This window comes from Paenibacillus xylanexedens (assembly GCF_007680605.1).
Classification (GTDB): Bacteria; Bacillota; Bacilli; order Paenibacillales; family Paenibacillaceae; genus Paenibacillus; species Paenibacillus xylanexedens_B.
Window position 1 is genome coordinate 1 of sequence record NZ_VEIO01000093.1, and the last position, 254, is coordinate 254.

Here is a 254-nt window from a genome sequence, read left to right on the forward strand (position 1 = left end):
GCATCTGGACGGAAATCTGCACCGAAACCTTGGATGTACGGATGATTTGTCTTTTGAGCAGCTTTCAGCCCATCTACGACAACCAGTGTAAACGTACTGAACTTGGTTACCGTAAACTCAATGCCTTCGCTGTTATTAGCCAGTTTCACAAGTTTGCCTTGGACCAGTTCTTTCGTACCATCACTGTGTTCAATGTACACAGCCAGGTTATCCAGAATCTGCTGACGTGCTGACGCATCCGTTGGCAGGCTGTT

1 pseudogene is annotated in these 254 nt (G+C 47.2%); it reads right to left on the bottom strand.

What is annotated here, in order from left to right:
• Positions 1-254: pseudogene (locus FS818_RS29050) on the bottom strand (cell surface glycoprotein); the annotation flags it as partial.